The organism is Pseudomonas sp. zjy_15 (assembly GCF_043101865.1).
GTDB classification, from domain to species: Bacteria; Pseudomonadota; Gammaproteobacteria; order Pseudomonadales; family Pseudomonadaceae; genus Aquipseudomonas; species Aquipseudomonas putida_Y.
Genome location: NZ_JBICII010000106.1, coordinates 79,842 through 96,998 on the forward strand (window position 1 = coordinate 79,842; position 17,157 = coordinate 96,998).

The following is a 17,157-nucleotide window of genomic DNA, read 5'->3' on the forward strand; positions in this document are numbered from 1 at the left end:
GAGCACCTATAGCGCATGCCGGCCCGTGCTCGTAGTCAATCAGGCTTTTACGGCTACCAGTGAAACAATTCCCGCCTCGCCCCTTCGGTAATCGCCACGATCCCAGGGTGCTTGACCTTGCGCTCCACCGAAATGGCGTAGAACGACTCGTGCACGGCCTCGGTCTGCCCGATCAGTTGCACGCCGTACTGACGGCACACCTCCTCGGCGATTACGCTGGGAGCAACGAAAATGCCGCTGCCCGACTGCCCGAACGCTTGCATCAAGGCACTGTCATCGAATTCCCCCACGATCCGTGGCTGCACCTGCTGCTCGCCCAGCCACCGCAGCAGCCGGCTGCGTACCACGGTCTCCTGACCGGGAACAAGCAGTGGAGCATCCTGCAGACAAGCTGGAAAAGGACCGTCCAGCCGTTGTACCAGCGCCGGGGTGGCGAAGAAGCTCAGCCCGCACTCGCCCAGCTTCTGGCTGTAGCACTTGATGTCCAGGTGGTTAGGCATGGGGCTGTCGGAAATCACCAGGTCCAGGCGCTGGATGGCCAGGTCTGCCAGTAACCGCTCAAGTTTGTCTTCGCGGCAGTTGATGCGCAGCACCTCCTCCAGGTCCATGGTCGGTGCCAGCAGGCGGTAGACAATGGATTTTGGCACTACGTCAGCCACCCCCACACGGAACAGGATCTGCTCCTGCGGGCCGGCGCGCAGCATGGCCTCAAGCTCGCTGCCGATCTGAAACATCTGCTCTGCGTACACCAGGGTCTGGCGGCCGGTTTCGGTCAGTTCCAGCTGCCGGCCGGCGCGCTGGAACAGTTCCAGGCCGTAGGTTTGCTCGAACAAGGTGATCTGCCCGCTGATGGTTTGCGGTGTGAGGTTCAGCTGTTGGCTGGCGCGGGTGATGCTGCCCGTCTTGGCCACGGCCCAGAAGTAATGCAGCTGGCGATAGTTAAGCACCGTCGGTCGTTCCGATTCGTAAAAACCGAAGTATATGCCATGAAAATACGAATTTTCCTGAACTATTGCCGTCTCTAGAATGCACGGCTATCAGGCGCCATGCGCCGCCGGGTTATTTTAAGCGAGGACACCATGCTGCAATTCAAATCCATTGGCACCCCGTTGGTGCTGGCTTTGGCCCTGTTCACCCTGGCAGGCTGCGACCAGGCCGAGAAATCCGCACAGCAGATGCTCGATCAGGCGGCGCAGTCGGCCAAGCAGGCTATCGACGACACCAACAAGGCTGCCCAGCAGGCGCTGAGCGAAGCCATAGGCAGCGAAGGGCAGAAGCCCAAGGATGCCGAGAAGAAAGAAGAAACCCAGGAAATCTGACCCCAACCGCCGCTGCAGGATTTGAACAATGGAATATTTGCTGGAACTCGCCGCTAGCCCTACCGCCTGGGTTGCCCTGGCTACGCTGGTGGCCATGGAAGTTGTACTGGGCATCGACAACCTGATCTTCATCTCGATCCTGACCAACAAACTGCCGGTGGAGTACCGCTCCAAGGCGCGACGTATCGGGATCAGCATGGCCTTGGTCATGCGACTGGCCTTGCTCAGCACCGTGGCCTGGATCGTCCAGTTGACCGACCCAGTGTTCGAAGTGTTCGGCAACGCCTTCTCGTGGAAGGATGTGATCCTGATTGCCGGTGGTCTGTTCCTGCTGTGGAAGGCGACCAAGGAAATTCACGAAAACGTCGACCCGCATGGCGCCAAGGAGGAAGCCAAAGTCTCCTCCACGGTTACCCTGGGCTTTGCTGCGGCGATCTTCCAGATCCTGTTGCTGGACATCGTTTTCTCGGTAGACAGCATCATCACCGCCGTGGGCATGACCGAGCATCTGCCCATCATGATTATCGCCGTTATCACGGCTGTGATCGTGATGATGGTGGCAGCCGACCCGCTGGCCAATTTCATCAACGACAACCCGACCGTGGTGATGCTGGCGCTGGGCTTCCTCATCATGATCGGCATGACGCTGATCGCCGAGGGCTTTGGCGCCCATGTACCCAAGGGCTATGTGTATGCGGCCATGGCGTTCTCGACGGCTATCGAGGTCCTCAACATTCTGGCCCGCCGGGCGCGTCTGAAGCGTGAGGCGGCTGAAGGCTGATGCAAAAAAGGGGCGCTTTGCGCCCCCATTCGTGAACAAGCCCGCTTTCACAGGTACTTCGAGCCGCGCTGGCATCGCGAAATACCTGTGCAGCGGGCTTGTCTGCGAGTGGGCTTCAGGAAATCCTGAGGTCAGTTCACCCCCGCATGCCGCCGCGCCCGTCTTACCGGCTGTGGCCTGGGCGGGGCCTGCGGTGGCAAGTGGTGATGGTGTGCGTGACGCCGCACGATACGCAGTACACCCCACAGCATGGCGGCTGCGACGCTCAGCCACATGCCTACCAGCATGAGAATTGCCATGGTCAGGCTCATCTGTGCCTCCATCTCTACGGCAAGCGCTTGATTGGCCCGCGTTTACCTTCCAGACACTGCTTTAGTCTAGCCCTTCGCCTGTGACGTTCCATCGAACAATGGTCAATCTCTAGTGCCGATTCGCTCCAAGGCGCTGTCGGACTATACCCGCGCCGCTGTCGGACCTATGATCGGTGGCCAGAGCCGGGCGCTGCCTGCCTGGCGTTGGAACAAGCGAGTGCCCATGGAGCAACATTCCTTCAAGGCTGCCCCCCGGCGGCTACTGGCTGCCTGTCTGCTGGCTGCCACCCTGGCCGGCTGTGCCAGCGCACCGCCCGGCAATCTCAAAGGCTTGCCGCAGCGAGTCGAGATCAGCAGCGTGCCGTTCTACCGTGGCAACGCCAACCACAGCGGGGCCATGGCGCTGGCGGCAGTGCTGTCGCAGCAGGGGGCGCCTATTACGCCAGGGTTGTTGGATAAACCGCTGAACCTGCCTCAGGGGGCCGAAACGCTGGATACCGCTATTCCCCGTGTGGCGCGGGACTACGGTAGGGTGGTGTACCCGCTGGACAAGCAGCTGGACGCGCTGCTGACCCAGGTGGCGGCGGGCAACCCGGTGCTGCTGCGTTACGAGGAAGGTTCGGCCTGGTGGAGCGGGCCCCGCTATGCAGTGTTGATGGGTTATGACCGTTACAAGCAGCGGGTGCTGCTGCGTTCGGGCATGCACCGGCGGCAGGTGCTGGCATTCGATGAGTTTGCATCGGCGTGGGAGAAGCAGGGGAGTTGGGCGGTGCTGGTGCAGCCACCTCGGCAACTGCCGGCCCAGGTTGATCGCCAGCGCTGGTTGCGTGCTGCGGATGAATTGGCCAAGGCGGGGCAAGAGAGTGCGGCGAAGCAGGCTGTGAATAGCCTGAACAAATAGCGTTGCCTGTGCCTGCCCTTCGCAGGTAAGCCCGCGCCCACACGGACTGTGCAAGCAGCACAAATCCTGTGGGCGCGGGCCTGCCTGAATCAGAAGCCCAGGCGATCGCGCAGGCTGTAGTACCAGGCACCGATGGCGCTGAAGGGGACGCGCAGCATCTGGCCACCCGGGAACGGGTAGTGCGGCAGGCCGGCAAAGGCGTCGAAACGCTCTGCCTGGCCGCGCAGGGCCTCGGCCAGTACCTTGCCCGCCAGGTGGGTATAGGTCACGCCGTGGCCCGAGCAACCCTGCGAGTAGTAGATGTTGTCGCCGATCCGTCCAACCTGTGGCAGGCGCGACAGGGTCAGCAGGAAGTTACCGGTCCAGGCGTAGTCGATCTTCACGTTCTTCAGCTGCGGGAAGGCCTTGAGCATTTTCGGGCGGATGATCGCCTCGATGTTGGCCGGGTCACGCGCGCCGTACACCACGCCGCCACCGAAAATCAGGCGCTTGTCGCTGGTCAGGCGATAGTAGTCGAGCAGGTAGTTGCAATCCTCGACGCAGTAGTCCTGCGGCAGCAGGGTGCGTGCCAGTTCTTCGCCCAGTGGCTCGGTGGTGATTACCTGCGTGCCGCATGGCATGGACTTGGCGGCCAGCTCGGGTACCAGGTTGCCCAGGTAGGCGTTGCCGGCAACGATGATGAACTTGGCGCGGACCTTGCCCTGCGGGGTATGCACCACCGGGTTGGCACCACGTTCGATGCGCACGGCCGGGGTTTGCTCATAGATGATGCCACCCAGCGACTCGACCGCAGCAGCTTCGCCCAGGGCCAGGTTCAGCGGGTGGATGTGGCCGCCGCTCATGTCGAGCATGCCGCCGATGTAGCTGTCGCAGGCAACCACTTCGCGGATGCGCTTCTGGTCCATCAGCTCCAGCTGATTATGGCCAAAGCGTTCCCACAGGCGCTTTTGCGATTCCAGGTGGCCCATCTGCTTGCTGGTAAGGGCGGCGAATACGCCACCATCTTTCAGGTCGCACTGAATGTTGTACTTGGCCACGCGCTCACGAATGATGCGCCCGCCCTCGAAGGCCATGTGGCCCAGCAGTTGTGCCTGCTTGGGGCCAACGGTGCGTTCGATGACATCAATGTCGCGGCTGTAGCTGTTGACGATCTGGCCGCCGTTACGGCCCGATGCGCCAAAGCCGACCTTGGCCGCTTCGACGATGCTTACCTTGAAACCGTTCTCCAGAAGGAACAGGGCGCTGGACAGGCCGGTGTAGCCGGCACCGATGATGCACACATCGGTTTCCACCTCACCCTGCAGCGCCGGACGTGGCGGCACCGGGTTGGCCGAGGCGGCGTAGTAGGACTGGGGGTAGGGGGTGTTAGCCATGCTGCAGGAACCTCGTGTTTTATATTTTTAACGAATGTACCGATGCTATCAATAATAATAAACACCCGCTAGTCGTCTGGTGAAAATCCTTTACGGGATACCCTCCAGCCCGCCTTTATATAAAGAGTTTAAGATTCAGTAGGTTAGCGCGAAAAAAAGTGTTGACAGGGTTTTTGTAATGCGTAGAATGCGCACCACACGACAGGCACATAGCTCAGTTGGTTAGAGCACCACCTTGACATGGTGGGGGTCGTTGGTTCGAGTCCAATTGTGCCTACCAAATCGAAAAAGGGGTGATCCGAAAGGGTCACCCCTTTTTTCATTGTCCATTGCCACGTGGGCCGAAAAGCGCGGTATGGGCACGAAGCGCTTGCATGCGAAAGTTTTTGATTTTTCTCAAAAAAAAAGCTTTACAGGTGCGTATCGGATCACTAATATGCGCACCACACGACAGGCACATAGCTCAGTTGGTTAGAGCACCACCTTGACATGGTGGGGGTCGTTGGTTCGAGTCCAATTGTGCCTACCAAATCGAAAAAGGGCGATCAGAAATGATCGCCCTTTTTGCATTTGCGCCCGAAGCAGCGTGTAACGTTTGGTCGCGGTTCGGGCATACCCCGGCGTGCTAGAATCCGCCCCTTCGAATCTGGAGGTACACGCGTGCGCAAACTGGCTGTGGTAATGGCAGTGCTCGCCCTGGCGGGCTGTGAGAACGAGGTCGAAGGCGTGCACAAGCAGGTGGCCGAACACCTGAACAACCCCAAGACCGCCAAGTTCGGCAACGTGCGGATCGACACCCAGGGCACCATCTGCGGTCAGGTCCGCGGCAAGGACGATGCCGGGCAGTACGAAGCCTACCGCAGTTATGTGGCGATCAAGCGCGACGGGCAGTACGACATCATCGTTGACGATACCGGCAATAACCTGCGTATCCGCGAGCTTTGCGGCGGCGCCGACCTGCAGCGGCGTGCCGAGGCCCTGGCAGACCAGCCGGCGCCCCAGGGTTGGGATGTGGAAGTGGTGCAGGGCGCCAACATGGGTGCCCTCAGCGACATGACGGCGCGCCTGATCGAAAAGGGCATCCCGTCTTCGGTGGAGTACCGCGACGGCAAGCCAGTGGTGCTGCTGGGGCCGTTCCCCACCCGCGAAGAGGCGCAAGCGCGCAGGGACGAAGTGATGGCCAAGCTGGGTACCGATTCGGTGGTCATCCAGCACGGCGCATCACGCTAGGGTCTGTTTTCAACGCAGCATGAACAAGTATCAAGGCTTTTCCTGCAGAGTCTAAGCCTGGGCAGAGGCGGCGCAGCAAAGGCTCGTGTCAGGCGCCGTTCACACAAGTTTGGCTATGCTTGGGTGGGTAGCGGCCAAACGGGGAGGGCCTCATGTCTACACTGGAGCGTGCCATTGCCGTGGCCGCCAGGGCGCATGAAGGGCAATACGATAAGGGTGGGGCGGCTTATATCCTCCACCCGTTACGCGTGATGATGCGGGTTACCACACCTGAACAGCGGATTGTGGCGGTGCTTCACGATGTGATCGAAGACACCCCGCTGACCCTGTCTGACCTGGCGCGCGAGGGCTTCGCGCTGAAAATCCTGGCCGCGTTGCTGGCGCTTAGCCGCCGCGAGGGCGAGCCTTACCAGGATTTCGTGGTGCGCCTGGGTGATGACCCGTTGGCGCGCACCGTCAAGCTGGCCGATCTGGCCGACAACAGTGACCTCTCGCGCATCCCCTGCCCGGGCCCCGCCGACCTGGCGCGGCTGGCCCGTTACCGGGAAGCCAGCGCCTATTTACAAGCGCTGGCTTAAGGGTCAACCGCACGCTTTGAGGTTGACCGGCCCTACGAACGCGTTTCCCCGCCCCATCACGCAGGCGACCTGTTGGTTGCGTTGCCGCTCCCAGGCTTGCGGCGGGTAGGTCTTGTTCCAGGCTTCGAACAGCTGGCGATCCTGTTTGGACAGGCGCAGGTTGTACTGCTTGCTCATGTAGAAGTAGGTGCGGGCGATCATGCCGCGGATCGATGGGCGCGGCATCACTTTCCTGGCCTTGAAATCGACCTGGGTCAGGCAGCGGCCATACTGGCCGCGTTGCTCCGGCAGCCAGCCGAAACTGAAGTTGCTGCGGTCGCCGTTGACCTCACCGATGCTTGGCACCAGGTTGTGCAGGTCGGCTTCGGCGCGCTGGTACACTTCGTCATGCTGCGAGCACTGCTTGCGCCCGCCACTCTGCCAGCATTGGCGCTGATGGCCGATCTGCCAGGCGGGTACGATGTGTTCCCATTCGATGCGCGAGGCGCGCCGGGCATTCTTGCGCGGGGTATAGCCGCAGGACGCCAAGTCGACCTTGTTGCCCTTGTATTTGCACCCGCAATAGAACTCGGTCGATTGCGGTGCATAGAGCTTCCAGGCGACCTTCTTGGCCTCCTGGAAGGTACGCGGGGCGTCGGCCTGGGCAAGTGGCGTGGTCAGTAACAGGCAAGCGGCTGCGAAAAGCGAAACTCTCATGCGCAGTCAGTCTTCCTTTGGTACGGTCCAGAAAATCTGCACGCCGCCATCGTCGCGGTGGGCGAGGGTGACGTTGTCGTTCTCGGCGATCTCCTGAAGCAGGGTTTCCCAGTCATCCGGGCTTTCCTGTTCCAGGCGGAAGATCAGCGCCGCGCGGCTGCGCTGGGCGGTTGGGCTGTTGATGATCTTCTGGATGCGTACACCCAGCTGTTCATAGCTGCTCGGGGTGGCGGAGGCGGTGCTGGACACAGGAATTCCCTTGTTTTGCTGTATGCACGTACAGTATTTCACTGTAAGTAATTTCGCAACTGCTTGTCAGGAGAAATCCAGGGTTGGCCTGTAAACCATGAGGCCGGTCAGAAAGGTAAGCGATGTCGCCGGTTTGTACCCTCAGTGTCTGTGCGGTTCAGGAGAGGGCAGTGAGGCCCTCAGAGCCGGAGAGCCGGCTCTGAGGGAGGAGCACTCAGTACTCCCAGAAGATGCGCTGCAGCTCCTTGCTGTCCTGGGTCTTGGTCATTGCCACCATCGCCAGGATCCGCGCCTTCTGCGGGTTCAGGTCGTGAGCCACGACCCAGTCGTTCTTGTCATCCGGCTGTTCGGCGTTACGCAGTACGAAACCACCCTGGTTGACATGCGACGAGCGGATGATCTGCACGCCGTTCTTGCGCAGTTCCTGCAGCGCCGGGACAACTCGCGACGATACCGAACCGTTGCCGGTACCGGCATGGATCAGCGCCTTGGCGCCGTTCTGTGCCAGGGCCTTGTAGGCGGTGTCGGTGACGTTGCCATAGCCATAGGCAATGTCCACCTGTGGCAGGCTGCTGATCTGCTTGATGTCGAACTCGGAATTGACCGTATGGCGCTTGGCCGGCAGGCGGAACCAGTACGATTTGCCTTCCACTACCATGCCCATCGGGCCCCAGGTGCTCTTGAAGGCTTCAGTCTTGATGTTGACCGTCTTGCTCACGTCGCGGCCGGACTGGATCTCGTCGTTCATGGTCACCAGCACGCCCTTGCCGCGCGACTGCTTGTCGCTGGCTACGGCCACGGCGTTGTACAGGTTGAGCATGCCGTCGGCGGACATGGCGGTGCCCGGGCGCATCGAGCCGACCACCACGATTGGCTTGTCGGTCTTCTCTACCAGGTTGAGGAAGTAGGCGGTTTCTTCGAGAGTGTCGGTGCCGTGGGTGATGACGATACCGTCGACGTCCTTGCTTTCGGCCAGCTCGGCGACGCGCTTGCCCAGTTTCAGCAGGTCGTCATTGCTGATGCTCTCGGAGGCGATCTGCATGACTTGTTCGCCGCGTACGTTGGCGATGTCGGCCAGTTCCGGCACGCCGGCGATGAGCTTGTCGACGCCCAGCTTGGCAGCCTGGTAAGTGGCGCTGTTGGCAGCGCTGGCGCCGGCGCCGGCAATGGTGCCGCCGGTGGCGAGGATGACCACGTTGGCCAGCTTCTGTTGGGTTTCGGCTTCTTTGGCCGAGGCACTGGTTGGCAGGATCAGCAGCAGGGCGAGTGCGCTGGGGGCGAAGGTTTTCAGTGCGGCATTCATCGTTATTGTTCTCGCTTCCTAGTGAGTTAGTTATTGAGTCGCGCGGGGCTACAGGCATTTTTCGTACCAAGGCGCCACGTGCGCCAGGGTCGGGACGGCCGTGCGTTGCAATGGGCTGTGTAGCAGCCCCGGCAATGCGCGGTGTTGCACCGGGTCGGGGGCGCCGCGCGACGCATTCGTGACGCGAGACCGCACCTGAAAAAAGGGGGGGGCTGCATTCGCAATTCCGAACAAAAAAAGGTAAAGGTGTTCGGTTTTTCGGAAAATCTGCATAATCGGTCCCAGCAGCACTCTGGCCTCCGATAGCCAAACGGATTTGACAAACAACGGTCCTGTTACCATAGTTGGTCAACGCAAACGTTTGCGATCCGATAAAAAACACAAGATTCGGAGTCATCGTCCATGAAGCTGCCGTTTCCCGGTCGTCTGCTGGCCTTCGCTGTCATTTCCTCGCTTAGCCTCGTCTTGCCATTGTCTGCTGCTCACGCCGAAGACAAGCCCAAGGTCGCCCTTGTCATGAAGTCGCTGGCCAACGAGTTCTTCCGCACCATGGAAGACGGCGCCAAGGATTACCAGAAAACCCACGCCGACGAGTTCGACCTGATCGCCAACGGCATCAAGAACGAAACCGACACTGGCGAGCAGATCCGCATCGTTGAGCAGATGGTCAATGCCGGCGCCAAGGCCCTGGTCATTGCGCCGGCTGACTCGAAGGCACTTGTGTCGGCGGTGAAGAAGGCCATGGACCAGGGCGTGGTGGTGATCAATATCGACAATCGTCTTGACCCTGATCTGCTCAAGAGCAAAGGCATCAGCGTTCCCTTCGTCGGCCCCGACAACCGCAAGGGCGCGCGTCTGGTTGGCGATTACCTGGCCAGCCAGAAACTCAAGGCCGGCGACCAGGTGGGTATTATCGAAGGGGTGCCGACCACCACCAATGCCCAGCAGCGCACCGCCGGCTTCAAGGACGCCATGAATGCCGCGCAGATGAACATCGTCTCGGTACAAAGCGGCAATTGGGAGATCGACAAAGGCAACGCCGTCGCTGCCTCCATGCTCAACGAATACCCCGACCTGAAGGCCTTGCTGGCTGGCAACGACAGCATGGCGCTGGGCGCTGTGTCCGCCGTGCGTGCCGCTGGCAAGACCGGCCAGGTGCAAGTGGTGGGCTATGACAACATCAATGCCATCAAGCCAATGCTTGCAGACGGTCGCGTGCTTGCCACCCTCGACCAGGCCGCCAGCCAGCAGGCGGTGTACGGCATTCAGGCGGCGCTGAAAATGGTCAAGGGCGAAAAACCTGATGTGGATGCCGACAACGTCATCCAGACCCCGGTCGAACTCATCACCAAGAAGCCCTGATGCTGCCAGGAGAATCGGCCATGCCTGCATCGGCCAATGAAGTGGTGCTTGCCGCCAGCGGCCTGGGCAAGACCTATGCCCAGCCCGTGCTCGGCGAGGTCAGCCTGAACCTGCGCGCCGGTGAAGTGCTGGCCCTGACCGGCGAGAACGGCGCTGGCAAGAGCACGTTGTCCAAGCTCATCAGTGGCCTGGAGGTGCCCACCACCGGGCACATGACCTACCGCGGCCAGGCCTACGCGCCCGGCAGTCGCGGCGAGGCCGAACGCCTTGGGGTGCGCATGGTCATGCAGGAGTTGAACCTGCTGCCGACGCTGACCGTGGCGGAAAACCTGTTTCTCGACAACCTGCCCAGCCGTTTCGGCTGGATCAGCCACAAGCGCCTGCGCCAACTGGCAATGGCCGCCATGGCCCGGGTCGGGCTCGACGCCATCGACCCGGACACCCCGGTCGGCGAGCTGGGCATCGGCCATCAGCAGATGGTCGAGATTGCCCGCAACCTGATCGGTGACTGCCATGTGCTGATCCTGGACGAGCCCACTGCCATGCTCACTGCGCGCGAGGTGGCGTTGCTGTTCACCCAGATCGAGCGTCTGCGCGCCCGCGGCGTGGCCATCGTCTATATCTCGCATCGCCTGGAAGAGTTGCAGCGTGTGGCCCAACGCATCGTTGTACTGCGCGATGGCAGGCTGGTGTGCGACGAGCCGATCCAGCGCTACAGCAGCGCCGAACTGGTCAACCTGATGGTCGGCCGCGAGCTGGGCGAGCATATCGACCTGGGCCGACGGCAGATGGGGGCACCGCTGCTCAAGGTCGACAAGTTGTGCCGCGGCGACAAAGTGCGCGAGGTGTCGTTCGAAGTCAGGGCAGGGGAGATTTTTGGCATCTCCGGCCTGATCGGCGCCGGCCGTACCGAGCTGCTGCGCCTGATCTACGGTGCCGATCGCGCCGACAGCGGCGGTATCGCGCTGGGCCAGCCGCCGCAGGCGGTAAACATCGACTCGCCCAAGGCTGCAGTGCGGGCCGGTATCGCGCTGATAACCGAAGACCGCAAGGGCGAGGGCCTGCTGTTGACGCAGTCGATCAGCGCCAACATTGCGTTGGGCAACCTGGGCGCGGTATCGCGGGCCGGCGTGCTCGATGGCGAGGCGGAAAAGGCCTTGGCCGAACGCCAGATCCAGGCCATGCGCATTCGCAGTGCTGGCGCGCAGCAAGTGGTGGGTGAGCTGTCTGGCGGTAACCAGCAGAAGGTGGTGATTGGCCGCTGGCTGGAGCGCGATTGCCAGGTGCTGCTGTTCGACGAACCCACGCGTGGCATCGATGTGGGCGCCAAGTTCGACATCTATGGCCTGTTGGCCGAGCTGGCGCGTCAAGGCAAGGCCTTGGTGGTGGTGTCCAGTGACCTGCGCGAACTGATGCTGATTTGCGACCGCATCGCCGTGCTGTCCGCCGGCCGCCTGATCGACACCTTCGCGCGTGATCATTGGAGCCAGGACCAGTTGCTTGCCGCCGCCTTCGCCGGTTATCAGAAACGTGACGCGCTGCTGCATGATGCAGCCCCCAGGATGGATGCATGAAAACCACCCCGCTAAACAACCCGGGCGCCGCCCCCGTGCGCCGCAGCGGTACGTACTTTGGCCTGGGCACCTACCTGGGCCTGGCTGGCGCCTTGCTGGCGATGATTGTGCTGTTCTCGTTCCTCAGCAGCCACTTCTGGTCGTATGGCACCTTCAGCACGCTGGCCAACCAGATCCCGGACCTGATGGTGCTGGCGGTGGGCATGACCTTCGTGCTGATCATCGGCGGCATCGACCTGTCGGTGGGTTCGGTGCTGGCGCTGGCCGCCTCGACGGTGAGCGTGGCGATACTCGGCTGGGGCTGGGGCGTGCTGCCCTCGGCGCTGCTGGGCATGGCCGTGGCCGCGCTGGCCGGCAGCATTACCGGTAGCGTCACCGTGGCCTGGCGCATCCCGTCGTTCATCGTTTCGCTTGGTGTGCTGGAGATGGCCCGTGGCCTGGCCTACCAGTTCACCGACTCGCGCACCGCCTATATCGGCGATGCCTATGCCTGGTTCTCCAACCCGGTCGCCTTTGGTGTTTCGCCAGCGTTCATCATCGCCTTGTTGGTGATCGTGCTCGCCCAGTTGGTCCTGACGCGCACGGTATTCGGTCGTTACCTGATCGGTATCGGCACCAATGAAGAGGCCGTGCGCCTGGCCGGTATCGATCCGCGCCCCTACAAAGTGCTGGTGTTCGCCCTGATGGGCCTGCTCGCCGGCCTGGCCGCGCTGTTCCAGATCTCGCGGCTGGAAGCGGCCGACCCCAATGCCGGCTCTGGCCTGGAGCTGCAGGTCATTGCCGCCGTCGTGATCGGCGGCACCAGCCTGATGGGTGGGCGTGGCTCGGTCATCAGCACCTTCTTTGGCGTACTGATCATTTCCGTATTGGCCGCCGGGCTGGCGCAGATCGGCGCCAGCGAGCCGACCAAACGTATCATCACCGGGGCGGTGATCGTCATCGCCGTGGTGCTCGACACTTACCGTAGCCGGCGCGCGGGCCGGCGGAACTGACAACATGGCAACCATCAAAGACGTCGCGGCACTGGCGGGTATTTCTTATACCACTGTGTCCCATGTACTCAACAAGACCCGTCCGGTCAGCGAGCAGGTGCGGCTGAAAGTGGAAGCCGCCATCATCGAACTGGATTACGTGCCCAGTGCGGTGGCGCGCTCGCTGAAGGCGCGCAGCACGGCCACCATCGGGCTGTTGGTGCCCAACAGCGTCAACCCGTACTTTGCCGAGCTGGCGCGGGGTATCGAAGACGCCTGCGAGCGAAACGGCTATTGCGTGATTCTGTGCAACTCCGACGACAACCCGCAGAAGCAGCGCAGCTACCTGCGCGTGCTGCTGGAAAAACGCATCGACGGGCTGGTAGTGGCCTCGGTGGGCCAGGACGACGACCTGCTGCAAAGCCTGGCCAGTGTGCGCACGCCAATGGTCATCGTCGACCGTGAGCTGGAAGGCGTCGATGCCGACCTGGTGCGTATTGACCACGAGCAGGGGGCATACCTGGCCACCCGGCATTTGCTGGAACTTGGCCATCGCGACGTCGCCTATATCGGCGGTCCCGCCGAAACCGGGGTTACCCAGCTGCGCCTGAGCGGCTTCCGCCGTGCCATGGCCGAAGCGGGAGCGCCTGTGCCGGGCAGCCGTGTACTGCACTGCGACTTCACCAGCCCGGGTGGCCATGCGGCGGCGGCGCAGGTGCTGGAAGGCAAGCGGCCCTCGGCGATTTTTGCCGGCAACGACATGATCGGCTTTGGTGTGCTGCGGGCTGCAGCCGAACGCAATATCAGCGTACCCGGCGAGCTGTCGGTGATCGGCTTCGACGACATCGAGCTCAGCCGCTACGTGTACCCGCCACTGACCACGGTGGGCCAGTCGATCCGCGAGCTGGGCGAAAGCGCTGCCTCGTTGCTGCTGACGCGTATCGCTACGCCCCGGCAAGGCGCAGCGGAGCAGCGCATTGTCGCCCCGCGTATCGTCTTGCGTGAGTCCACCGGGCCGCGCCCGGACCTGTTCAATGATTACCGCTAACGCTAAGGAAACGTCATGAATGCCAAGGTTGTGGTGGTCGGCAGCCTCAATATGGACCTGGTGGCTCGCGCCCAGCGCCTGCCTCGGGCCGGCGAAACACTCCCCGGCGATAGCTTTTTCACGGTACCGGGCGGCAAGGGTGCCAACCAGGCCGTGGCGGCTGCGCGGCTGGGCGGCAGCGTGGCGATGATCGGCAATGTTGGGGATGATGATTACGGTCGGCAACTGCACCGGGCCTTGTATGTCGAGGGGATCGACTGTCAGGGCGTCAGCACCTGCCCAGGTGTGTCCAGCGGTGTGGCGCTGATCACGGTGGATGCTACCAGCCAGAACTGTATTGTCATCATTCCCGGCGCCAACGGCCTGCTGACGCCGCAGTCGGTGCGGCGCTTCGATGCGTTACTGCAGGCTGCCGAGGTAATCATCTGCCAGTTGGAAGTGCCAGCCAGCACCGTGGCCTGGACACTGGCCAGAGGGCACGAAATGGGCAAGCAGGTGATCCTGAACCCAGCACCCGCTACCGGCCCCTTGCCAGCGGAGTGGTTTGCGCATATCGATTACCTTACCCCTAACGAAAGCGAGGCCGAAGCCTTGACCGGTGTGGCGGTGACCGACCAGGACAGTGCCCGGCGCGCAGGCGAGCGCTTGCTGCAGCTGGGGGCAGGCAAAGTGATCATCACCTTGGGTGCGCAAGGTGCCTTGCTGGTCGCTGGCCAAGGCCATCAGCACTATCCGGCGCCGCACGTGCAACCGCTGGACACCACCGCTGCCGGCGATACCTTCATTGGTGGCTTTGCTGCCGGCCTGGTACGTGGGCTGGGGGAGGGTGAGGCGATCATCTTTGGCCAGCGTGCCGCAGCATTGTCGGTTACCCGTGCCGGTGCCCAACCGTCCATTCCCTACCTGGCGGAGCTGACGCCATGAAGAAAACCCCACTGTTGAACGTTGCCCTGTCACGGGTCATTGCCGGCATGGGGCATGGCGATATCCTGGTGATCGGCGATGCCGGGCTGCCGGTGCCGCCGGGGGGGGAACTTATCGACCTGGCCATTACGCCTGGCCTGCCGGACTTCGCCAGCGTGCTGCGGGTGGTGCTGAGCGAATTGCAGGTTGAGCGGCACGTGCTGGCTGAAGAAATGCAGAAAGTGGTGCCACCCGCGCTGGTCGAAATCGAGCGACTGAAGGGCAAGCTGGGCAAGCGCGAATGGCTGGCCCATGAGGATTTCAAAGTGCTGTCGCGCAGTGCCCGTGCGGTGGTGCGTACAGGCGAGTGCCAGCCCTACAGCAACATTGCCCTCATCTCCGGCGTCACCTTCTAGCCGCTTCCACAGAGGACGCCGGGCTGTGTAACCGCATGATTCATAGGCAACAGGAGTGCCACCCATGCTCAAGTCCCTGCTACAAGGAGTCGTCTTCATGGCCACAGCCTCGACCCTCCAGGCCGCCCCCATCGACCTGATCATCGACACCGATCCCGGCGCCGACGATGTGGTGGGGCTGTTTCTGGCCATGGCTTCGCCCAACGAACTCAGTATCCGCGCCATCACTACCGTGGCCGGCAACGTGCGCCTGGACAAGACCTCGCGCAATGCCCGCCTGGCCCGCGAATGGGCGGGGCGCGAAGACATCCCGGTGTACGCCGGTGCCGGCCGCCCATTGGTGCGCGCGCCGATCTATGCCGCCGATGTTCATGGTGAAGAAGGCCTCACCGGTGTCCAGGTACACGAGCCGAAAGCGCCCTTGGCCCAGGGCAATGCCGTGCAATACCTGGTCGATACCCTCGGCGCAGCCAAACCGCACAGCATCACCGTCGCCATGCTCGGCCCGCAGACCAACCTGGCCCTGGCGCTGATCCAGCGCCCGAGCATCGTCAAAGGCATCAAAGAGGTGGTGGTCATGGGGGGAGCGCATTTCAACGGCGGTAACATCACCCCGGTGGCGGAGTTCAACCTCTACGCCGACCCGCACGCCGCCGAAGTGGTGCTGGCCAGCGGCGTGCAGCTGACCTACCTGCCGCTGGACGTCACCCACAAGCTGCTGACCAGCAGCGCCCGCCTGACGCAACTGACAGCCGTGAACAACCAGGCCAGCAAGCGCGTGGTGGACATCCTCAATGCCTACATCACCCACGACATGGACCTGTACGGTATGCCCGGCGGCCCTGTGCATGACGCCAGTGTCATCGCCTACCTGTTAAAGCCCGAGCTGTTCAGTGGCCGGCGCATCCACATGAGCATCGACAGCCGCGAAGGGCCCACTTTCGGCCAGACAGTTGCGGACTGGTACGGCGTGCTCAAGCAGCCAGCGAATGTGCTGTGGGTGGAGCAGGGTGATGCCCAGGGGCTGTTCGACCTGCTCAGTGCCCGCCTGGCGCGATTGGAATAGCCGCGTGCGGCGCGTAGCGCTCGAACACCTGGTCGATGAAGCTGCGTGCCGCCTCGGCGCCGTTATCGCGCACCAACAGGTCGATGGCGATCAACAGCAACTCTTCCGGTGTGCCAGGGCTGTACGCGCTCTGGCCCTCGGCCCATTTGACCTTGATATCGGCATCGATGCTGTGGGTGCTCATGAAAAGCTCTCGCTGGGGGCCCGGAACGAAGGAGGAACACCTGACCCTGGTGTTCGATGGAGGCGGGATGCGCTCCACTTCTTGCAGCAAATCATGGCTTTGCGCCGGTGACCGTGCGAGCTAAGCATATGGCAAACACAGCACGTTGTGCAAAATCCGGTCACGATTGCTTTTCGCCTCCCTGCTACAGTTCAGGCAGACTTGACAGGTTTTGCAACAAATGATGAGCGGAGCTGTCGGATCAGGCAGTTCCCGGACCGATTTAGGAGGCTTCATGTTCCGTACCCGTGCTTACCTGGCAACTTTGGCTGTGGCTGCTGTCCTGGCGGGTTGCAGCACTGGTGGCAACGCTGATGGTGGGGCTGCGCCGGCCGCCCCAGCTGGCAACGATGGCCGCTGCCAGGCCAGCGGTGCCGACTTTGCCATTGGCAAACAGGCCAGTGCCGAACTGCTGGAGCAGGCACGCAAGGCCAGCGGCTCGCAGATGGCGCGCATTCTCAAGCCGCGCGATGTGGTCACCCTGGAGTACCGCTCAGAGCGCCTGAACCTGAACGTGGACGAGCAGGGCAGGGTAACCCGCGTCAACTGCGGTTGATGCACGCGGGGGCAACTGCCTTGCGCAAAATGTGAAAAGCCTGCGCAGTCGCCTGTAATCGATGGACTCGCCCCCGCCGAGGCATCACAGTGCCACGGTGGTGTTCAAAGAAGCCAACGGCAGCGAGGGCGAGACCATGAAAAAGCATAGTTCGAAACAAGATTCCCTGTCTTCCACTGATGTGGAGCTTTGCACAACCATCTGCGTAGACCTGGCCAAACAGGTTTTCCAGTTGGCAGGCGAAGACGCTACTGGTCGGGTGATCTACGAAGATCGCATCAAATCCCGCCAAGCGTT

The 17,157-nt window shown here is 62.1% G+C and carries 20 protein-coding genes, 2 tRNA genes and 1 pseudogene; 16 read left to right on the top strand and 7 right to left on the bottom strand.

The window, feature by feature from the left end:
• Positions 1-53 precede the first annotated feature (53 nt).
• Complete coding sequence (gene nhaR / locus ACF8EF_RS20550; protein WP_176683850.1) at positions 54-947, bottom strand: transcriptional activator NhaR; 894 nt, start codon at positions 945-947, stop codon at positions 54-56.
• A gap of 132 nt (positions 948-1,079) precedes the next feature.
• Between nhaR and ACF8EF_RS20555 the strand changes: the two genes are divergently transcribed.
• Both ACF8EF_RS20555 and ACF8EF_RS20560 read left to right on the top strand, forming a co-directional pair.
• Complete coding sequence (locus tag ACF8EF_RS20555; RefSeq protein ID WP_176683849.1) at positions 1,080-1,319, top strand: hypothetical protein; 240 nt, start codon at positions 1,080-1,082, stop codon at positions 1,317-1,319.
• A gap of 28 nt (positions 1,320-1,347) precedes the next feature.
• Positions 1,348-2,100 (top strand): TerC family protein, encoded by a 753-nt coding sequence (locus ACF8EF_RS20560; RefSeq protein WP_003250551.1) that lies wholly within the window; start codon positions 1,348-1,350, stop codon positions 2,098-2,100.
• 131 nt (positions 2,101-2,231) lie between these two features.
• Here the strand turns inward: ACF8EF_RS20560 and ACF8EF_RS20565 are convergent, their stop codons facing one another.
• Positions 2,232-2,411 (bottom strand): hypothetical protein, encoded by a 180-nt coding sequence (locus ACF8EF_RS20565; protein WP_176683848.1) that lies wholly within the window; start codon positions 2,409-2,411, stop codon positions 2,232-2,234.
• Positions 2,412-2,577: 166 nt separating this feature from the next.
• Here ACF8EF_RS20565 and ACF8EF_RS20570 point away from each other — a divergent pair, with 166 nt between their 5' ends.
• Positions 2,578-3,312, top strand: coding sequence for a peptidase C39 family protein (locus tag ACF8EF_RS20570; protein ID WP_176683984.1), 735 nt, complete (start codon positions 2,578-2,580; stop codon positions 3,310-3,312).
• A gap of 89 nt (positions 3,313-3,401) precedes the next feature.
• Here the strand turns inward: ACF8EF_RS20570 and ACF8EF_RS20575 are convergent, their stop codons facing one another.
• Positions 3,402-4,685 (bottom strand): FAD-binding oxidoreductase, encoded by a 1,284-nt coding sequence (locus ACF8EF_RS20575; RefSeq protein ID WP_003250557.1) that lies wholly within the window; start codon positions 4,683-4,685, stop codon positions 3,402-3,404.
• Between the two features lie 203 nt (positions 4,686-4,888).
• Between ACF8EF_RS20575 and ACF8EF_RS20580 the strand changes: the two genes are divergently transcribed.
• From ACF8EF_RS20580 to ACF8EF_RS20595, 4 genes are all read left to right on the top strand, one after another.
• A tRNA-Val gene (locus tag ACF8EF_RS20580) sits at positions 4,889-4,965 on the top strand.
• A 172-nt stretch (positions 4,966-5,137) separates the two neighbouring features.
• A tRNA-Val gene (locus ACF8EF_RS20585) sits at positions 5,138-5,214 on the top strand.
• Between the two features lie 131 nt (positions 5,215-5,345).
• Complete coding sequence (locus tag ACF8EF_RS20590) at positions 5,346-5,915, top strand: SPOR domain-containing protein (RefSeq protein ID WP_176683847.1); 570 nt, start codon at positions 5,346-5,348, stop codon at positions 5,913-5,915.
• A 152-nt stretch (positions 5,916-6,067) separates the two neighbouring features.
• Complete coding sequence (locus tag ACF8EF_RS20595; protein WP_209965023.1) at positions 6,068-6,493, top strand: GTP pyrophosphokinase; 426 nt, start codon at positions 6,068-6,070, stop codon at positions 6,491-6,493.
• Between the two features lie 3 nt (positions 6,494-6,496).
• Here the strand turns inward: ACF8EF_RS20595 and ACF8EF_RS20600 are convergent, their stop codons facing one another.
• From ACF8EF_RS20600 to ACF8EF_RS20610, 3 genes are all read right to left on the bottom strand, one after another.
• Complete coding sequence (locus ACF8EF_RS20600) at positions 6,497-7,189, bottom strand: endonuclease I family protein (RefSeq protein WP_339535281.1); 693 nt, start codon at positions 7,187-7,189, stop codon at positions 6,497-6,499.
• 6 nt (positions 7,190-7,195) lie between these two features.
• Positions 7,196-7,438 (bottom strand): DUF1654 domain-containing protein, encoded by a 243-nt coding sequence (locus tag ACF8EF_RS20605; RefSeq protein WP_004574330.1) that lies wholly within the window; start codon positions 7,436-7,438, stop codon positions 7,196-7,198.
• Positions 7,439-7,652: 214 nt separating this feature from the next.
• Positions 7,653-8,741: an asparaginase gene (locus ACF8EF_RS20610; RefSeq protein WP_339442857.1), complete on the bottom strand. Its 1,089-nt coding sequence runs from the start codon at positions 8,739-8,741 to the stop codon at positions 7,653-7,655.
• 402 nt (positions 8,742-9,143) lie between these two features.
• Here ACF8EF_RS20610 and ACF8EF_RS20615 point away from each other — a divergent pair, with 402 nt between their 5' ends.
• From ACF8EF_RS20615 to ACF8EF_RS20645, 7 genes are all read left to right on the top strand, one after another.
• Positions 9,144-10,103 (top strand): sugar ABC transporter substrate-binding protein, encoded by a 960-nt coding sequence (locus tag ACF8EF_RS20615; protein ID WP_176683843.1) that lies wholly within the window; start codon positions 9,144-9,146, stop codon positions 10,101-10,103.
• 20 nt (positions 10,104-10,123) lie between these two features.
• Positions 10,124-11,677, top strand: coding sequence for a sugar ABC transporter ATP-binding protein (locus ACF8EF_RS20620; RefSeq protein ID WP_176683842.1), 1,554 nt, complete (start codon positions 10,124-10,126; stop codon positions 11,675-11,677).
• Positions 11,674-12,669: an ABC transporter permease gene (locus ACF8EF_RS20625; RefSeq protein WP_176683841.1), complete on the top strand. Its 996-nt coding sequence runs from the start codon at positions 11,674-11,676 to the stop codon at positions 12,667-12,669. Before ACF8EF_RS20620 ends, ACF8EF_RS20625 begins: the two co-directional genes overlap by 4 nt.
• Before the next feature lie 4 nt (positions 12,670-12,673).
• Positions 12,674-13,696, top strand: coding sequence for a LacI family DNA-binding transcriptional regulator (locus tag ACF8EF_RS20630; protein ID WP_104962064.1), 1,023 nt, complete (start codon positions 12,674-12,676; stop codon positions 13,694-13,696).
• A 15-nt stretch (positions 13,697-13,711) separates the two neighbouring features.
• Complete coding sequence (gene rbsK, locus ACF8EF_RS20635) at positions 13,712-14,620, top strand: ribokinase (RefSeq protein ID WP_392461823.1); 909 nt, start codon at positions 13,712-13,714, stop codon at positions 14,618-14,620.
• Positions 14,617-15,015 (top strand): D-ribose pyranase, encoded by a 399-nt coding sequence (gene rbsD, locus ACF8EF_RS20640; RefSeq protein ID WP_392529306.1) that lies wholly within the window; start codon positions 14,617-14,619, stop codon positions 15,013-15,015. The genes rbsK and rbsD overlap by 4 nt, the downstream gene beginning before the upstream one ends.
• A gap of 64 nt (positions 15,016-15,079) precedes the next feature.
• Positions 15,080-16,081, top strand: a complete 1,002-nt coding sequence (locus tag ACF8EF_RS20645; RefSeq protein WP_392461825.1) for a nucleoside hydrolase — start codon at positions 15,080-15,082, stop codon at positions 16,079-16,081.
• Here ACF8EF_RS20645 and ACF8EF_RS20650 read toward each other — a convergent pair.
• On the bottom strand, positions 16,053-16,265 hold the full coding sequence (locus ACF8EF_RS20650) for a hypothetical protein (RefSeq protein WP_021782772.1): 213 nt from the start codon (positions 16,263-16,265) through the stop codon (positions 16,053-16,055). The genes ACF8EF_RS20645 and ACF8EF_RS20650 overlap by 29 nt on opposite strands.
• 274 nt (positions 16,266-16,539) lie before the next feature.
• Here ACF8EF_RS20650 and ACF8EF_RS20655 point away from each other — a divergent pair, with 274 nt between their 5' ends.
• Positions 16,540-16,860: an I78 family peptidase inhibitor gene (locus ACF8EF_RS20655; protein WP_176683837.1), complete on the top strand. Its 321-nt coding sequence runs from the start codon at positions 16,540-16,542 to the stop codon at positions 16,858-16,860.
• A gap of 136 nt (positions 16,861-16,996) precedes the next feature.
• Positions 16,997-17,157 (top strand): annotated as a pseudogene (locus ACF8EF_RS20660) (IS110 family transposase); the annotation flags it as partial.